Source organism: Anaerolineales bacterium (assembly GCA_003105035.1).
Lineage (GTDB): Bacteria > Chloroflexota > Anaerolineae > Anaerolineales > UBA4823 > FEB-25.
Genome location: PQAL01000027.1, coordinates 27,903 through 45,792, shown reverse-complemented (window position 1 = coordinate 45,792; position 17,890 = coordinate 27,903). Strand labels below are relative to the sequence as shown.

The following is a 17,890-nucleotide window of genomic DNA, read 5'->3' as shown; positions in this document are numbered from 1 at the left end:
TGATGCTCTAGCTCCACTCCCCATTCATAAACTAAACTTAACTCACTCGCCCATAATTTGGACGATGATCTCTCGTTTCCTCGGCCGGGTATCGAAATCAACATACACAAGTTGTTGCCAGGTACCCAGCGTCATCCGCCCATCCACCATCGGAACAGTGAGTGAAGTTTTTAATAGCGCTGACCTGATGTGGCTGTAACCATTACCGTCATGCCAGGCTTCATTATGCAGGTAGGTGTTCTGCTTGGGTACGATTTCATCAAATATCCGCTTAAAATCCTGTAGCACACCAGGTTCATATTCCAGGGTAGTAATGCCGCTCGTAGCCGAAGGGCAGAAAACTGTGACGAGGCCGTTCCTTAGCTCACTCGAGCTGATGCATTCACTTACCTTTTGAGTGATATCGACGATTTCCGTATTACCTGTAGTGGATAAAAATAAATGGTTTAGCTTTACTTGCATATTCTCTCTTTTGCCTTATTGCGCAGTGTGTACTTGGTTTCTACCAGCTGCTTTGGCAGCATACATCGCCTGGTCGGCCTTGCGGACGATCTCATCGCTGGATGTACCATGTAGCGGGTAAACGGCTACCCCAGCAGACAGTGTTGCCGATAACACCTCTCCTTCATGGATTAATACCTGGGTTTCAAATTTGCTTCGCCAATCATTAGCACGCTGTCTTGCTACCGTTAACGATGCTTTCGGCATGACAACAACAAATTCCTCACCTCCGAACCTGCAGGCAATATCACCTGCTCTGACGTGTGAGCTCAGCAACTTGCCCAGCTGTTTCAACATCATGTCACCCACATCATGCCCATAAGTATCGTTGAACGTCTTGAAATGGTCCAGGTCGAGCATGACCACGCTGACCGAATATTTATCGCGCTCAGCCCGCGATAGCTCGCGTGCCAGCGTTTCATCCAGGAAGCGGCGGTTATACAGCCCGGTCAGAGAATCACGGATCGCTTGCTCTTCTAGCTCTTTCTGAAGCTGGAGCAATTTCTTTTCTGCCTCCACGCGTTCCGCAAGCTCTTTTTGAGCGTCGGAATACAACCGGGCATTTTCAATCGCGATTGCAGCCTGTGAGGCAAATGCCAGCGCAAACTGAGACTGCTCCTGTGTATAGAAGTTGGGGACGTTCTTATCAAATGCTAGCATACCAGTCACCCGATCACCAATAATCATTGGTACACCCATCCATCCCCGGTTCTTAATGCGGGATTGCATTTCTTTTGATCCCGTGTAGGTAGATAACAGGTCTCCTTCAATGATTGGCATCCGCAACCGGATCACCTGCGCGTTTGGATTATCTTTCGAAGACAGGCTGTAAGAAGTCCCAATGACCGAATCGGGATTTGAGAAACCATGGGCGGCAATGATCTCCATGCTATCATCTTTACACAGCCAGACTGAAGCACTGTCATAGGGTATAACTTGCTGGATTTCATGCAGGATCATATCCAGCACTTTAGACAAGTCGAGCGTGGAGCTCAATAGCCGCATGACCCGGTTCAAAGTACCAATTTGCTCCGAGCGCTTGCTTAACACCTCTTCGGCGTGTTTACGTTCAGTGATATCTTGCTTGATCGCGATAAAATGGTTGATTTGCCCGGAGGTATCCTTCACAGGAGCGATTGTTTGCTCTTCTATGATGATACTTCCGTCTTTCTTTCGATTGATCAGCTCTCCATGCCATACATTTCCACTGAGGATCGTACGCCACAAGTTACTATACACATCCTGGGCCACCATTCCCGACCTTTGGATGCGCGGGTTTTTGCCAATCACCTCTTCAACTGTGTATCCGCTGATCCGGGTATATGCTGGATTTGCCCATTGGATATTCCCGTTGCGGTCGGTGATCATAATACCGTTTGCAGCTGATTCAAGGGCAACACTTTGTAATCGGAGTTGTTCTTCAGCTTCTTTGCGAATGGTCAGATCTCGAATAATGTTGGTAAAAATTAACCCTGAGGGGATCTTTATCGGACTTAATGCGATTTCGATGGGGATTTCGCGGTTATTCTTCCTGACACCTGCCAGAGGCAGGCTGATCCCCGGTCGTGTGTCAATTTCATCTACGAAGGCTCGTTGGTACTTGTAATATGCCTCTCTGAAGCGTTCTGGTATGACGACCTCAATCGAATTACCCAGCAGCTCTTGCATGCTGTACCCAAACAAGGTGATGGTCTGGTTGTTCACTAATACGATTCGGCTGTTTCTATCTGTGATAATGATCGCATCCGGAGCACTTTGAAATAATGCTTTAAATCGTGCTTCCGAATCCCTTAAGGTTGCTTCAACCTGGCGATATTGGGTGATATCACGCCACACGACCATCCTGCCAGTCGGGCGCCCATCTTTATCTTTCAGGTTAGTTGTTCGAATATTCAATGTTTTAGGCGCATCACCGTTGATTCTGACTTCGGTTTCAAAATCATGTGGTACGCGGAAGGTATCCGCAATACCTGGCCAGATGGCGATGATGTCACTCAAGGTTTTCTTTTTTACGGCCCGCTGCTCCAACCCTAACATATGCAAGGCAGTAGCATTTATGTTATAGATGCGATCCTGGCAATCAAGGACGATCACGCCTTCATTCATATTGTCGATGATCACATCCCGCGACAATGAGGCATATTCCAGGGTCTGGAAGTAATATATCCCCCAGAAATAAATCACACCACTGGTACATACTCCAGCCATCACGAGTATTTGGATATTATTGATTGGAAGCAAGCCAGTTTGATAGACTAAATTACTTAATAGCGGTGGGATGATTCCCAGTAAAAACAATAATGATTTCCACGACATCGATTTTGGTGTAGTGAGTATCCTGCGGATCAGGATAAACACGCCTACGAAGAAAAGCAAGGTAAAGTAGGCTGTAGAAATTGAAGACCACCATGCTTGGGTATATTCCAGGGGTGCACCTGGTGTATTGGATAGCGGGGTAATCGTACCCCATAACCAGTGATGTGATCCTTCGCTGGCTGCCATATAGATCGACAAGAATGGGATGACCATTAATACAAAAACCCACCAGTTGGAGAGCTTTTTTTCCTGGTGGGTATACTGCACAATAAGCAGGAACCAAAATGCAGCAATAAATGCAACCTTCACAAATTGCACTTTTGCCGAGAATATTTTTAGGGTGATGGGTATGGCTGCAGCTTCTAAACCGGCAAATAGCGCCCAACCCCCTATCGCAATCATCATCGCTGAAAAGAAGATGATCCCGGGGGTTTTCCACCACCGCAAGCTGATAATTCCGAAAATTAATGCAGTGGCAGCAGTAAGTAAAACAACCAATACCTCAGATGTAAACTGCCAGGTCAATGCTATGTCCTCTGTTATTGACGGTCAGATAATATCATAAATCATATGGGCTAACATGAACTTTTTGCAAAGTACCTTGACAGAATTGTTAGCCAACTCTAGAGAGATATTTACAAATCCGACGCTAAGCTCATCTATCATCAAAGCCAAGTTTTTGGTGATGAACCCGTAAAAAGCATGGGCTTCCTCCTCCCCGATGGAAATTGCTTGATCATGTGATATACATCGAAAATCACACCAGCAGAAATTAGTTTTTTGATCAAACGCGGGAGTGTAGACTGGTTACAGAAATTATATAACGAAACAATAAAATGACTCACTATATGGAAAAAGAAATTGCAAATATCTATCTGAATTACTTACACACCTTACTACATCTCTCTACAATTCTCTTTTTTCATTAGACATAATTACGGGAACTAGAAAGGCCATCTTGTTCATTCTCCTTTGCTTTTACAAGTCTGATGATTTGACGACTGCATCCGGGTCTACCAGGTGGTCAGGGTCCGGGCCTTTGGCAATGTCTCGTTCATCTGCCACCATCTGGCCAACTAGCATGTGAGAATATTGCAGTAAACCTTCCTTACATATGATTTAAACGGAATATTGGTTGCTTATCAACGCTAAGTGCACTTCCCCCCAATCATTAGACATCGCTTAGAACCGCGCGCTCAGGATTTGTGTTTCCTTGAGTCATCACCCAAACACCAGGCTTGTTTGGTTAACCACTGCCTTGGGGCTATTCAGGTATTCCGTTCCCTTTGCGAAGTCCATCTTGAATAGCATCAACAAATTATCGCCAACATTATTAACAGAAAGATCGCTTCATTTGACCAAAAGTATTGGAGTAGCAGGTCTCCAACGGCCATTTCGTATTTGGATTGTTTGATAGATTACTCACTATTCCCAGGCTTTTTGTAGACCAAAACGAGTTCTTCTGAGGATAAGTCCGATTTACTAGTTACGAAAAAGGAATAGTCGAATTCTTCTCTTATTTGGAAAAACATTTTTTCTCTGTCTTTTTTATACTTTACCAAGCGGGGCATAACAAACCGTCTGGCTTTGGCATAAGGTTTTAGGGCTGGGGTAAGCTCAGTGATTTCCCGCCCTTCCTCACCCGTAATAAAAACAACGGCCTTATCGGTTACCCGACAAGGTCGTTTTTGGTTTTCCCCGGTTTATTAGCGGGAAATGGCAAAATTACGAGAGAATCTATTTATGGGTCAACGCTATGCCCATCGGTGGGTTCGGGAGTCTGATAATTTTCCGGGGAGGCTGTCCCATTTTCTTCTTCTTCGGTGGGCATCGGTTCAACTGTCTGCGATGGTTGATCTTCTCTTTCATGTGGTTCAGGAGTCGCAGACGCTTCATCCAGGTCTTCTTGTTCACTACTTATCGTAGTCTCTGTTACTATGGGATAGGTGTCCGTCGTACCTTCCATTGATTGCTCTTCTGGAACATCATCACCAGACCATTCGTCCGGCTGCTCAGGTGATATCTTCGATGGAGTTGAGCCAGGTGTATCATCTTTGGTAATCGATAACGCATATAATCCGCTATCCCACGAATGCACCCAGGCTGTTACACGATCACCCACCACAATGCCTTCTCCGATCATTGTTTTTTCGGTTGTAGCCAATCCAATGCCTGCTATTGTCCAATGGTTGGTACCTATTTGGTCCACCGTACCATGAAACGAATACTCGCGGAGATGGATTTCATTAGCGATCACCACTCCGTCCGAGCGAGTAAATCCTTCCACTTCTACGTATGAACCCGGAATAAAAGTATTGCCACCCGCCATGCCTTCACCAAACATCGTGCCATCCTGGATAAGTACCGGGATACCGCTGATCCTCCACTGATCTCCACTTGTTTCTTCGAGCATCCCTTCAAAGCTGATCTGCTGAACCTGACGCAGTTTAAGAAGCTGGAGGACTTCAACCACGCGTACCTGGTTAAAGCCATCCTCGAATTCATGCCGGTTCTCACTCCCAGGAATGAGGTAGATCTCCAACTCTTCGACTGCTCGTTTTACATGATATAAAGGTTCGCCAGGCAGGGATTTCGCCGAAGTAACTACCAGACCACTTGAAAAAATGAGTAATAATAGTGTGCCTGCCAGCACAATGAACAACCGTCCTGCCGCTGGGTGCATAGAACGAAAGCCGCTGATAGATTTTCCAAATCTCTGGAAGAAATTATCCTCTTGAGGTTCTGCTCCACCGATACTCTCTAAGCGACCTAAAGCTGCTGCCCGGGCTAGTAGCTTCTCCCGGCTTCGGATGATGGCCTCCGCACTTACTTGGTTTTGCCCGAGAACCCTCACCCGATCCGCTAGTTCTATTAGCTCAGTTGTTTCTGGCGAAATGTTTGGTTGTGTTTTAATGCATTCATCTAAGGGATGCCCATGTTCCAGTGCCGAAATGCAGCTCTCAAGAGTGTCAAATTCTTTGCGGCTCATGGCAGCTCACTACCAAGGATTCGGCGTAAAGATTCTAACGCTCGGAATTGCAAAGCTTTGATGGTATTAATTTCCTTATCCATGATTTGCGCAGTCTCTTCCAGTGAATATTGATTCCCGAAACGCAGTGTAACGACCATCTTCTGCATATCGGTCAGCTGGTTAATCGCCATCCGGACTGACCGATTCGTCTCTTCTTGTTCTGTCAATATCACAGGATCCATGTGCATCAAATACAGATCCTTGCGATTCTCCATAAAGTCGGATGATTCCTCTAGCGGGTGACGGTATACTTTCCGGTAGTGGTCATTTATAGTATTGGATGCGGTACGGATCAGCCACATTTTTAAATTGGTCTTCGGTCCTTGACCCTTCCTGACGGCCTCCAGAAAGCGCATAAATACTTCGCTAGCGATATCTTCTGCGATGGTTTCATCACTGACCCGGAAACGCGCGAAACGGAAAATCTCAGGGTAATACTGGTCATGGATTTCTGTGATTACCTGGGGCTCGAGTTTATTTAGTCGATCAATTTCCGATACTTTAGCAGGCATTCGCTTGGTGCTTACTCCAATAGGATAAGCCCCAATTCTATTATAGAATCCAGGTGTTCGCCAGTAAACCATCTTCCTACCTATAATAAAAGTCGCCAAATACTACAAAAAGTTATGCATCATTATTAATTTTGCTTCAGTTTTTTTTCTTTTTAACCTAGCTGTACCAACAATTAAATTTAGAATTGCAAGGCTATTCTTCTTCTGGAATTGTTACCGTAATAAAGTAGCATAATAAATCGCGGCTAGAGTATGGATAAACGCGGCGATGAATAACACAATCCCCACTGGCACGTGGATTGCGTGCCATAAACCTAGAAGCCGCCTGGTCATGGCGATTGATCCCAGCTGTCGTCTAAGGCTACGGCTTTTTTTCAACAATTCATTCAGCTGCTTTGCCTGGCTGCGGGCATCCTTATCCATCTTGCTACTAACTAGCCACCAGCCTACCCGTGCATTCCAATCGTCAAATGCCCTGGTGAATACGACCGTACTGCTTCTGCCCACTGATGCAGGCGATACCTGTTTGGATAGCTTCTGGTACAGGTCAGGTTGCGAAGCCAGCCATCCTTGTAGCTCTCCATCGATTAGCCTGATTTGATATGCCAGCTCAGCCGCTTCAATTTCGATCCCATCCGCATTGCGAGGCACAGAAGTATATATGTAACGACCTAGGAATCCACTCACCACGATAACGATCGTTAGCAGCATCACCAATCCAGCCAATCCATTGAATTTCCACGAACTGTGTAACAGCACCATATATGGGCCTACAAGGCCAGTGAATATGTGCAATTGCAGCCAGGAAGACATCCTACCCCAGCGGGCACTCTTGCTACGTTTACGGAGTGTGTAAAGTGTTTCGGTTAATATCATCAGGATGAAACCGATAATCCCAATACTATGACCGAATAAATCACTTGCACCGGGTATTCCCCCAATCATGATCGTCACAAACACATAAATGAGCGTGATCAGGATGATGGCGAAAAATGATAGCCACAATTCACGGCTGGATTGTTGCATAGTTTTCTCTCATTGGACTGGCAACAATTTTCGACCAATAATCAGCGAGGACGTTTGAAATGTGATCAGCTTGGCCTACCAGTTTTTGTCGGATTGGGCTGATATCTACCTGATCAACGATAAAATGATGGAGCGCTCTAGACAGGGTTTGGTCACCCATCAACAAAGCGCCAACCAGTTTGTCTTCGCCAACTAGTATGCGTAAACGGTTTACATCGAACCGGGATTGCGTGACGATTGCTTCTGGCATCTGGCGCCAGCCTTCACTATCCCCCCTTACGATTCCCACAACATCGGCATCAACCTCCCGTCCCCCAAGGGCTCCAATGATTGTTGTGGTCAATCCAGCGAGGCGAGTGACGTTGAATGGCACTCCTTTGATATAGATGTTCCTTCTTCCGCTCATATTAAGCCCGGCGGTATAGCCCTGTCTGCGAGCTGGTGCCCACAGCGAATCCAGGATCGGCTTGCCGATGGTCGGGTCATACACCTCAGCGACATCACCGGCAGCAAAGATATCGGTGTCTGTAGTATTGAGATATTCGTTTACCGAGATCCCCCGCTCAGTTTTCAAACCGGCCTCATCAGCCAGTGCTTTCTTGGGTTGGATACCGATTGCGATCCCTACAATGTCGCACTTTATCTGCTTGCCATCTGTGGTTTTCACACCGATAACTTTCCCTTTGTTTCCCAGGATCTCCGCCAGCTCAGTTTGGTATTGCAGCTCAATTCCCTCCTCCTTCAGGCGGTGTTCAACGATATGTGACTCAGTTTCATCCAGCACATTTGACCAGTAGCGATCGCCACGCAGGAAGTAAAAAACTTTAAGCCCACGCGCCCGGAACCCTTCCACCAGCTCAAGCGCCGTGATCCCACCTCCAACGACGACTGCTGTACGCCTGCGGTGGGCATGTTTCATAATCCGTTTCACATCTTCGATGCTATCCATTTTCACCACACCCTCCAGCTCCAATCCGGGCACTTTCGCCAGGGACGCCCTTGCTCCGGTTGCAATCAAGAGTTTGTGATAGGCTAAAGTATTCCCATTGTGCAGTATAACTGAATGTTCAGCAGGGATAATCTTCCTCGCCTGGCTATGAAACAGGTGCACACGAAGCCTTTCAAAATAAGATTGGCCGACAGGGAAAAGCGTGTCTTCTGAGATTTCTCCCGTCAGATAATATGCCAGGCCTGGCCTGGAATAATAACCAGCGTTTTCTTCGCAAATTTGCGTGATTTCACCATCAGGATCCTGGCTGCGGATCGCTTCGGCTGCCGATACCCCCGCTGCGCCTGCGCCTATGATCAGATACTTAGTCATGAGTTTCCCGTTTTCCCTTCACGGCACGCGCTCTGCCGCATTCACAATCCCGTCTGGGTGACACTTTACGCACGCTGGGATGTCTTGTTCTGTTATACCTGCCTCCGAATGCTGTTGGATGATCTCGTTTTCCTGGTGGTCATGGCAGCTATAGCAGGTATATTCATAATAATTCTGCCCATGGCAGGTATCACAATTTAGCTGTAATGCTGGATCATCCAATCCATGGTTGATCGGGAAGGTGTGTAATTTAAGGGTGGCTGGGCTCCATGTATCGGTCGTGTGGCAATATGCGCAACGTTGTCCGAACACACCTTTGTGGATATCTGGTTCTTCATGGCATTGGTAACATTCGGTCGGTGTGTTTTTGAAAACCTTATTTGCATGGCAAGTTTCACAATCGACTGAGGTATGCTTTCCATCAAGGGGAAAGAAAGTATTGTGGTCGAAATTGCTGAGCCGGTCCATACCATCGTGACAATCCAGGCAGCTGCTGCTGAATTGCACCTGATGGTCGGTCATAAAAGTTTGATCTTCCTGTTTATGGCAGGTGATGCAGACCTGCAAGTCAAAAGACTTTAAGTCAGATGGGTGGCAGGTCACGCAAGTGATCACCTGACCAGCATAATCCTTTTTGTGCAATGCCAAACTGAATTTCACTGTATCCTGGTGGGTGAAAGTCTGCCCATTTAAATTAGCCGGCAACCAGCCTTTGGGAGAGTGGCAGGTCTCGCATGTTTGATCGAATACACCTTTATGCTCCGCCGGTTCTGCATGGCACTCCTGGCAATTACGCGGTGTATCGGTAAAATTGCTGTCACGATGGCATTCACTACATGCGACCTGTTCATGCTTTCCCTCCAACGGATAGCCTGTTTCAGAATGGGCGAAATTTATCATTCGGTCTGCTCCATCATGGCAGGCCAGACAGTCTTCACCATAATTGCTGGGGTGTATCGCAGCAAACTGGTTGTCATGCTCGCCGTGGCAATTCAGGCAGATTTGGTTGTCTACACTGTTATAGGAACCATTCTGATGGCATTCGGTGCAACCCAACGAAGAAGCATCATAATTAAACTGGTGGAAATTCAACCTGAAACCTGTGGTGGAGTGATCGAAGTGAAGGAAGGATGCCTTTGTCGGGTCAAAATCTCGGCCACGATGGTCAGGGTGGCAAGCTGCACACATAGCAACATTTGCGATCTGGCTGTGGATGCCTTGTCCAGTCTGGATCTGCTGGTTGACGGCTTCGTGGCATGCCAGGCATTTTGCCCCCAGGTTTGTGCTCAATGGCGCGTGGCAGGCGCCGCACTTCTTCTCAAATTCGGCGTGTGATTGGTAACCTTTAAGGCTGACGCCCGGACTGCTCTTGGCGCTGATCTGGCCAGGGCTGAACGCCACGCCCTGTTTTGACCACAAAAGTAGCGCCAACCCCACTAACAGCATAGTCGTCATAAAAAACCCTGCTAAAGAGCCGAGCGGTTTTGGTTGTTTCATCCTGTCGTAAACCGTGAATTGCTAAACAGATTGGTTCGTTCGAAACTTAATACCCCACGTGGGCAACGCCGAACGCACTCACCACACGTCAGGCATCGACTATCCGTGACTGGTGCACCAATCCACGCATGGCGCCTGATATCAATACCGATCGGGCAATGGAAGGTGCATACCCCGCACTGTACACAACGGGATGGGTCTGGCACCACCTGCCCCTGGACCAGCACCTGTCTCTTGGTTTCGGCTGCTTCCAGCCAGTTTTTTAAACTCATGTTATTGCTTTCTCTCCTGAAGTGGTAAGGCAAGTACGATATCGTTATGGCACGCCGAACAGCTGATTCCAGCTAACAATACACCAGGGTTAATACCATCACCTCCATCACCCCAATGGTCCGTACCGTGGCAATCCGAGCACTGGCCCTGGTCATGGTGATCCGGTCGGTCTTTCAGGTGACATGAGATACAGTCAGTGATACCCTGGTGGTTGAAATAGCCTCCCGACCAACTATTCGTATTATGGCAGGTAGAACACTGGTAGGAATAATGGTTGCCTGGTGCGTTTCCCGCATGGCAGGATGTGCAATCGGTGTAGCCGTTATGGTTAAAGTTTGCTCCCGACCAGCTATTTGTGTTGTGGCAGTTGGAACACTGCCCTGGATAGTGTCCTTGAGGGGCATCTCCGGAGTGACACGACTGGCAGTCAGTGAAATTATTGTGGTTGAATCCTGCTCCCTGCCAGCTACTGGTATTGTGGCAGCCGGAACATTGGCCCGGGTAATGATTTGGAGGAGCGTTGTTCGCATGACAGGAGGTGCAATCGGTGAAGCCGTTGTGGTTAAAAACCACGCCTTGCCAGCTGTTCGTGCCGTGGCAATTAGAGCATTGGCCTGGGTAATGGTTGGGGGGTGCATTGTTCGTATGGCAGGAGCGACAATCGTTGAAACCGCTATGGCTGAATACCGCACCGCTCCAGCCACTGGTGTTATGGCAGCTTGAGCATTGCCCAGGATAATGGTTACCCGGTGCATCGCCAGAATGGCACGAATTACAATCGCTTAAGCCGCTGTGGCTAAATTGTGCACCACTCCAGCTATTTGGATCATGGCATTGTGAGCACTGGCCTCCATAATGATTCGCAGGTGAATCTTTTGCATGGCACGCCCTGCAATCCGTCAAACCAGAGTGGTTTACGCGGTAACTAGCCCAACCACCAGAGAAGTTATGGCAGGTTGAGCACTGGCCCGGGTAATGCGCTGCGGGTGCATCCTTAGAATGACATGAGATACAATCGGTCAGTCCATCATGCGATCTTGCCCCGCTCCAGCTGCTGGTGGAATGGCACGTTGAGCATTGCCCTCCATAATGGTTAGCTGGTGTATCCTTAGTGTGACAGGAAACGCAATTTTCATTTCCTTGATGCTTAAATTGGGCATTTCGCCAGCTCGAATAGCTATGGCAGTTCGAGCATTGCCCCGCAAAATGACCACTGGGCGAATTTTTTAAGTGACAGGTGACACAATCAACTGCACCGGCAACTTCATGATTAAAGGTTACATCTGTCCAGTCCAGAGTATCATGGCATATGGAACATTGCCCCGCATAATGGTCTGATGGGGTGTCATCCTTGTGGCATGAAAGGCAGTCGACATTCCCTATGCCTGCATGATCAAAATGGATATCGTCCCAAGCCAGGGCAGTATGGCAGGCTTCACAATCGCCTTCGTAATGTGGGTTGGGACGTTTCTCAATATGGCACGGGGCACATTTATTAGGGGTTCCGATGTATTTTCCAGCATTATGGCACGTGCTGCAACTCAACAGCACATGTTGTCCATCCAAAGGATAAAAAGCATGAACTGCGCCAGCGCTTCCCGGTGGGAATGGGATCAACCCTCCTGCCACCATGGCAATAGCGATCGGATCCCCGGTTTTACCTGGATCTTCCAGCCTGATGCTCATCACCCGGCTCAGCTCAGTATTTTCCACGCCCGGTTTTTCAACCATCATAATCAAGGTATCCAGCTTGGTTTGAAAAGCTCCGAAAAGATCTCGATTTTCGTCAGGGACAATCTTGAGCAGCAGGATTTTTTCCCTGGCAGCTTGTGCCAACGAGAGTAGCCGGGTTCGTATCTCCTCGCCTTGCCCTTGTTGAACAAGACTGATAACAGCAGTCGCTCGATCGATTGCCTTGTCCAGTGAACGAAGGGCAGCCAGCTCATAGTTTGTTCCGGTTCGGATTCTTAGGTCATCGATACGTTGCTCGAGCAGGTTTAGCGCGTAATTTGCTCGATCCAATGGATTTGAATACAGGTGGAAGCCTTGTTGTTCAGCAAAATCCTGCAGTGGAAAAAGCAGGTTGCCCGGGCTGAATGGCTCGAGGTAAGCCAGCGCGATCAGGTTTGTCACCAGACCAAAAATGACAAATATAGTAATAAGGCCAGATTTAATTAAAAAACCACGAAGCAACATGCACCTCCTCACCAAAGGTAGACATGGTTCTAAGCATAGCTGTTTCTCAAATTCTACGCTCGTGCCACTCGATCTGCGTTGACTCTGAACAGCAATCAATTACTGCCCTAAGCATCTGCATGGTAGGGCTAATAAATATTCTCCTTTTCTGAAGGGATGTAACGTTCGTCTGGTTTAATATTGAACTCTCTTTTTTGAATAGTCGAGAATTATCCCCGAAAGTTATGCTTCAAATATTAATAATTGGATAATAAAAGGTAAATTTGTGTCATTTTTGTGTAGAATTCCAGAGATTTGCCGGAAGATTCGAGTGTAAATCCGATAGCTTTGTGGTTAAATTACAAACATGACTGCAAAAATGATTTTTCGAAAACATGTTTTTGAAATTAAGCACGGGAGCACCGTACGTAAAGCATTGCAAAAATTGGGTTTCGAGCCAGATAGTGTTCTTGCTACCCGTGATGGCCAGCTCATCACTGATGATGAGATTGTCATGGAAAATGACGAGATCAAGCTTGTCCCGGTGATCTCCGGCGGTTAATTTCTTCCTATCTACTGAGTGATGATTTTGGGAGTCAAACCGCACAAGGTTAATTTCGATTAAACGGCAAGATCAAATTTTTTTGTGGCCAGGAAAAAACATTGGCGAGCATCGTAGATCGAATAAAGGAATACCGCGCATCCACTTTTGGATTTCGCCCTGGTATTCAACTCAAAACGAAAGCCGAAGCCATCCAGTATGTAAATCAGCGCGGTTTTATTTATTTCTGGCCGATCAATGGAATTACCCTGCCCAGTTTGTGGGGTGCAGTATCTGGAGATCGCCCGGTTCCGAATGAGCACGATGATCCGGGTCACGTCACCTGGGATTGGAAGGATTCATTACTGGGCCAGCACGTCTGGTATTACGCAAAAATTCTGCGTAAAAAAGCCACCATCTTATCGATGGCTGTTACCCCTTACTTCTATGCCCTGACCGAAAATTATGGTTCCCCCGAAGAAGATTATCTTACCCAATACGAGCAAGGCCGCATGACACAGGAAGCCAAGGCAGTATATGAAGCTTTACTTGATCAGAGTCCACTAGATACAATCTCACTGCGGAAAGCTGCCCATCTGACCAGCCATGAGAGCGAAAGCCGTTTCAACCGCGCTCTGGCTGACCTGCAAGCCGATTTCAAGGTGATGCCAGTGGGAGTGGTGGATGCTGGCTCCTGGCATTATTCGTTCGCCTATGATATTGTTGCTCACCACGAGCCGTCCCTGCTTGAACAATCTCGATACCTGGGTGAGATTGACGCCCGCTGTAAAATCCTGACGCTATATTTTCTTTCTGTAGGCTGTGCCCAACACCGTGATCTACTCAAATTGTTCACTTGGAAACCAGCGGAAATTGACCAAGCAGTGAGCCGTTTGGAACACAAACAGCTGATTAGAAACCATCAGGCACTGGAAGGGCAAGCGGGGGAATGGATGATTCTGGCGGAATTAACCTGATCCAACTATGGCCTTTCGTGATGTCAGCCTGATTGCTCACGTGGATTGGAGCGTCAATCCAACAAAATGTTGGGTAGCAGTTGCTGCCAAACAACCTGACCGCCACTGGATAATTACTGAACTCAATAACGTAAGTGCTCCAGGCGGAATATTTCGTCATCTGGTTTCCTCCCTGCAGGTACATGGTTGTGTCCTGGCCGGTTTTGATTTTCCCATTGGTCTGCCAATTGCCTACGCCCAGAAAGTGCACATCACCGATTATTTATCAGCACTAGTCAACTTTGGGTACCCGGATTGGGAGTCTTTTTACTCTCCCTGTGATTTCGCAGAAGAAATATCTCTACACCGTCCTTTCTACCCTGCCAGGCCGGGAGGTGCAAAACGCGCATTTCTCGAACATAGCCTGGATTTATCATTCGCCCAGCTATACAGGCTATGCGAAATAGCCCATGATTCTCGCCGCTCCGCATGCCCCCTTTTCTGGACCTTGGGCAGTCAACAGGTCGGGAAAGCGGCCATTTCCGGCTGGCGAGATCTGCTCACTCCCGCCCTTACCGACAAATCTCAGAACTTAACCATCTGGCCATTTTCAGGCTCCCTTGAAAATTGTTGCCTGCCAGGCAATCTGGTTGCGCTCGAAACCTATCCTGCGGAATTTTATCACCATCTCGGCTTATCCTTTACTTCACCCATTTTAAAAAGTAAGCGCTGCCATCAAGATCGGCTTTCCTTCGCTGAACCTTTGCTTAGTTGGGCACAGTCCCATAATATCCATCTCAAGCCAGGGGTCAGGTCGGATATCCTGGATGGCTTCGGCGATTGCCCAGAAGGTGAAGATCGTTTTGATGCCTTGGTGGGTCTGTATGGTATGATAAACGTCGTCCAGGGTCACCATCCAACAGGTGAGCCACTGGCACCCTACCTTTCGAAAATCGAGGGCTGGATATTTGGCCAGGAAGGGCATCACAGGTAACTGACACAACATGGCATCATCAAAAAGGACAGCACTAATCACCGGTGCTTCTAGTGGCCTGGGAGCTGAATTTGCCTGCCAGCTGGCTGCCAACGGTTATGACCTGGTCTTGACAGCCAGGCGTGAAGACCGCCTGCAGCAGCTAGCAGAATCTCTGCAGACTCGTTATCCGATTAGTCTGACCATTTTTCCAGCAGACCTTTCGAACCTCACCGACATCGAGCAGCTTGCGTCAACAATTTCCAACCTGCCTCAATTGGACTTATTGGTCAATAATGCTGGCTTTGGCACTGTCGGAAGGTTCTACCGCGTAGATCCCGCCAAGGAGTTGGCCATGTTGAATGTCCATATAACTGCCAGCGTGATGCTATCCCGTGCGGCTCTTCCCGGCATGCTCTCCTGCAATCAAGGTGGCATCATCAACGTATCTTCCATGGCTGGCCTCGTTCCCATACGGAATGTCTTATACCATTCCACCAAAGCCTTTCTCATCAGCTTCTCCGAAGTCTTAAGCAACGAATTACGCGGCACCGGGGTATGTGTACAGGCTCTCTGTCCAGGCTTCACGATCACCGAATTTCACGACACTCCGGAATATACCCGGTTTACCCGCCGCTCGATCCCGCGCTTTTTATGGCTCACCTCCAAGCAGGTCGTGGCTGAATCATTAACTTCCCTACCAACCGGTAAACTAGTCTGTATACCTGGAACAGTTTACAAGATCGGCGGCGCCTTCGCTCGCAACAGTTTCTCAGCTGGGATAATAAAATATATAGCAGGTTTGATTATTAATAAACCAAAAGCTTTATAGTTCACAGAAAAATGGAGCTTGACATGGCGAACATCACCTTCAACCAATCCAAGATTATTACCATCGAACGGCACATCCTCGATGAACAGCAAATTCATCCTGGAGCCACTGGCGTGCTCACTAATATACTGTACGACCTGGCGTTGGCAGGAAAGTTCATCGCCAGCCAGACCACCCGGGCAGGTCTATCCGAGATCCTTGGTGCGACGGAAGATATCAACATCCAGGGTGAGACCGTCATGAAGCTTGACCAGCTTGCAGATCAGACCATCTTTCGCTTAAATGATCACACCGGGCGTATCGCAGTTATGGCTTCAGAAGAGCATGAGCACCTCATGCCAATTCCTGAAGGGTTCCCGGTTGGAAAGTATATCTTGCTCTATGACCCATTGGATGGTTCATCCAACATTGATTACAATGCTAGCATTGGGACGATCTTCGCCATTTACCGGCGTCTGTCCTCAGATGGACCCGGAACGTTAGCAGATTGCCTCCAGTCTGGTAGAAATCTGGTCGTTGCCGGATACCTGATCTATGGCTCCAGTACCATGCTGGTTTACACCAGCGGTTCGGGAGTCCATGGTTTTACCCTGGATCCTTCCATTGGAGAATTTCTGCTTACTCACCCGAATATCCGTATCCCAGAAAAACCGAAATACTATTCGGTTAATCATGGGAACGAGATCCACTGGTCTGAGGGTGTCGTGAAGTTTACCCGCTGGCTACAAGGTTATGAACCTGGCCAAAAGGCCCTTTCATCACGATATATTGGCTCGCTGGTTGGTGATTTCCATCGTACACTTCTTTCAGGCGGGTTATTTTATTACCCTGCTGATTCACACGATCCTGAAATACCTCATGGGAAGCTGCGATTAACATACGAAGCAGCACCCTTAGCCTTTATCGCATGTCAAGCAGGTGGCTATGCTTCAGATGGTTGCCAGGATATTCTCGATATCACCCCTACGTCGCTTCACCAACGCACTGCTTTGTTTATCGGCGATAGCCACCTGGTGAAAAAAGCCGAAGAATTCATCAAAAAGTTCGATTCGTAGAAATTCACCCTTGACAACTAGAGCATTTGTTCTATAATTACCATAATAGAACAATTGTTCGGTTTCCCAATAATTGCATAGTCAAGGAGGCATTTGATGAATCCCGCAGCCAGTCAGTCACTCAGCATCACCCGTATCTCACGGAAACTTAGTTATTCGCGTGGCAAGCTATTTGGTTTTTTGATCATTGGCGCTCTACTCGCTTTCGAATTATTCAATTACAGCACTACCGAGTATGCCCTTAATGATCTTCTCGGAGGTCTGCAATTTGCCAGTCTCCGTTGGGCTACGATCCTGGCAATCGCCTTTTGTGCCATAGACTTCGCGGGTATTGCCCGCCTGTTCACTCCTCAGCAGAGTGAGAACGGTCTCAAGGAAGTCTGGTATCTCTTCGGCGCCTGGTTGTTAGCCGCCTGCATGAACGCCATGCTCACCTGGTGGGGTGTTGCCCTGGCTATTGTCAACCATCAATCCCTGGGTAGCAGCGTGATCTCCCATGATAAGTTACTCACCATTGTTCCTATCTTCGTTGCCATTCTTGTGTGGTTGATCCGGGTTTTAATCATCGGCACATTCTCGGTTGCTGGAACACGACTCTTCAGCCAGGCTGAGGCACATCACCGTTCACAATCTATTCCCGTCATGCATCGCACCAACGCCCCCGGCAGGACTGCTCCTGCCCAAACGGTTGCCATCCGCCCCGTCGCAAAGCCCTCACCGGATTCTGCTCGTCAATCCCAAATCCGCCCGGAGCCTACCTATCATCCCGCAGGGATGAATTCCTATAAATCAACCAATCACCAGTAATTGCCAAAAAATACGAGAGAGCAGCCTTTTCCTATCGGATCAGGCTGCTCTTTTGAATAAGTTAGTATTGATTT

Annotated in this window: 15 protein-coding genes; 6 read left to right on the top strand and 9 right to left on the bottom strand. The window is 47.8% G+C overall.

The window, feature by feature from the left end; all coding sequences use genetic code 11:
- Positions 1-42: 42 nt before the first annotated feature.
- The 9 genes from C3F13_11385 to C3F13_11345 all read right to left on the bottom strand — a co-directional run bounded on the left by C3F13_11385 (position 43) and on the right by C3F13_11345 (position 12,673).
- Complete coding sequence (locus C3F13_11385; protein PWB52360.1) at positions 43-462, bottom strand: secondary thiamine-phosphate synthase enzyme; 420 nt, start codon at positions 460-462, stop codon at positions 43-45.
- Between the two features lie 15 nt (positions 463-477).
- Positions 478-3,342, bottom strand: a complete 2,865-nt coding sequence (locus tag C3F13_11380) for a hypothetical protein (GenBank protein ID PWB52359.1) — start codon at positions 3,340-3,342, stop codon at positions 478-480.
- A 1,216-nt stretch (positions 3,343-4,558) separates the two neighbouring features.
- Positions 4,559-5,806 carry a hypothetical protein gene (locus C3F13_11375; protein PWB52358.1) on the bottom strand — a complete coding sequence of 416 codons (1,248 nt, stop codon included), beginning with the start codon at positions 5,804-5,806 and terminating at the stop codon, positions 4,559-4,561.
- Positions 5,803-6,432, bottom strand: a complete 630-nt coding sequence (locus C3F13_11370) for a hypothetical protein (protein PWB52357.1) — start codon at positions 6,430-6,432, stop codon at positions 5,803-5,805. Before C3F13_11370 ends, C3F13_11375 begins: the two co-directional genes overlap by 4 nt.
- 141 nt (positions 6,433-6,573) lie before the next feature.
- Positions 6,574-7,386, bottom strand: a complete 813-nt coding sequence (locus C3F13_11365) for a hypothetical protein (GenBank protein PWB52356.1) — start codon at positions 7,384-7,386, stop codon at positions 6,574-6,576.
- Positions 7,367-8,707 carry a hypothetical protein gene (locus C3F13_11360; GenBank protein ID PWB52355.1) on the bottom strand — a complete coding sequence of 447 codons (1,341 nt, stop codon included), beginning with the start codon at positions 8,705-8,707 and terminating at the stop codon, positions 7,367-7,369. Before C3F13_11360 ends, C3F13_11365 begins: the two co-directional genes overlap by 20 nt.
- Positions 8,708-8,725: 18 nt before the next feature.
- Complete coding sequence (locus C3F13_11355; protein PWB52354.1) at positions 8,726-10,162, bottom strand: hypothetical protein; 1,437 nt, start codon at positions 10,160-10,162, stop codon at positions 8,726-8,728.
- A 38-nt stretch (positions 10,163-10,200) separates the two neighbouring features.
- Positions 10,201-10,476, bottom strand: a complete 276-nt coding sequence (locus C3F13_11350) for a hypothetical protein (GenBank protein PWB52353.1) — start codon at positions 10,474-10,476, stop codon at positions 10,201-10,203.
- Position 10,477: 1 nt separating this feature from the next.
- Positions 10,478-12,673 carry a hypothetical protein gene (locus C3F13_11345; protein PWB52352.1) on the bottom strand — a complete coding sequence of 732 codons (2,196 nt, stop codon included), beginning with the start codon at positions 12,671-12,673 and terminating at the stop codon, positions 10,478-10,480.
- A 346-nt stretch (positions 12,674-13,019) separates the two neighbouring features.
- Between C3F13_11345 and C3F13_11340 the strand changes: the two genes are divergently transcribed.
- The 6 genes from C3F13_11340 to C3F13_11315 all read left to right on the top strand — a co-directional run bounded on the left by C3F13_11340 (position 13,020) and on the right by C3F13_11315 (position 17,816).
- Positions 13,020-13,214: a hypothetical protein gene (locus C3F13_11340; protein ID PWB52351.1), complete on the top strand. Its 195-nt coding sequence runs from the start codon at positions 13,020-13,022 to the stop codon at positions 13,212-13,214.
- Between the two features lie 101 nt (positions 13,215-13,315).
- Complete coding sequence (locus C3F13_11335) at positions 13,316-14,170, top strand: hypothetical protein (GenBank protein PWB52350.1); 855 nt, start codon at positions 13,316-13,318, stop codon at positions 14,168-14,170.
- 7 nt (positions 14,171-14,177) lie between these two features.
- Entirely contained in the window at positions 14,178-15,143 is a 966-nt protein-coding gene (locus C3F13_11330) for a DUF429 domain-containing protein (protein PWB52349.1), read from the top strand.
- 10 nt (positions 15,144-15,153) lie between these two features.
- Positions 15,154-15,954 (top strand): NAD(P)-dependent oxidoreductase, encoded by an 801-nt coding sequence (locus tag C3F13_11325; GenBank protein PWB52348.1) that lies wholly within the window; start codon positions 15,154-15,156, stop codon positions 15,952-15,954.
- Between the two features lie 23 nt (positions 15,955-15,977).
- Positions 15,978-17,009 carry a class 1 fructose-bisphosphatase gene (locus tag C3F13_11320; protein PWB52347.1) on the top strand — a complete coding sequence of 344 codons (1,032 nt, stop codon included), beginning with the start codon at positions 15,978-15,980 and terminating at the stop codon, positions 17,007-17,009.
- 96 nt (positions 17,010-17,105) lie between these two features.
- Positions 17,106-17,816 carry a hypothetical protein gene (locus tag C3F13_11315; protein PWB52346.1) on the top strand — a complete coding sequence of 237 codons (711 nt, stop codon included), beginning with the start codon at positions 17,106-17,108 and terminating at the stop codon, positions 17,814-17,816.
- The last annotated feature ends 74 nt before the right edge of the window (positions 17,817-17,890 follow it).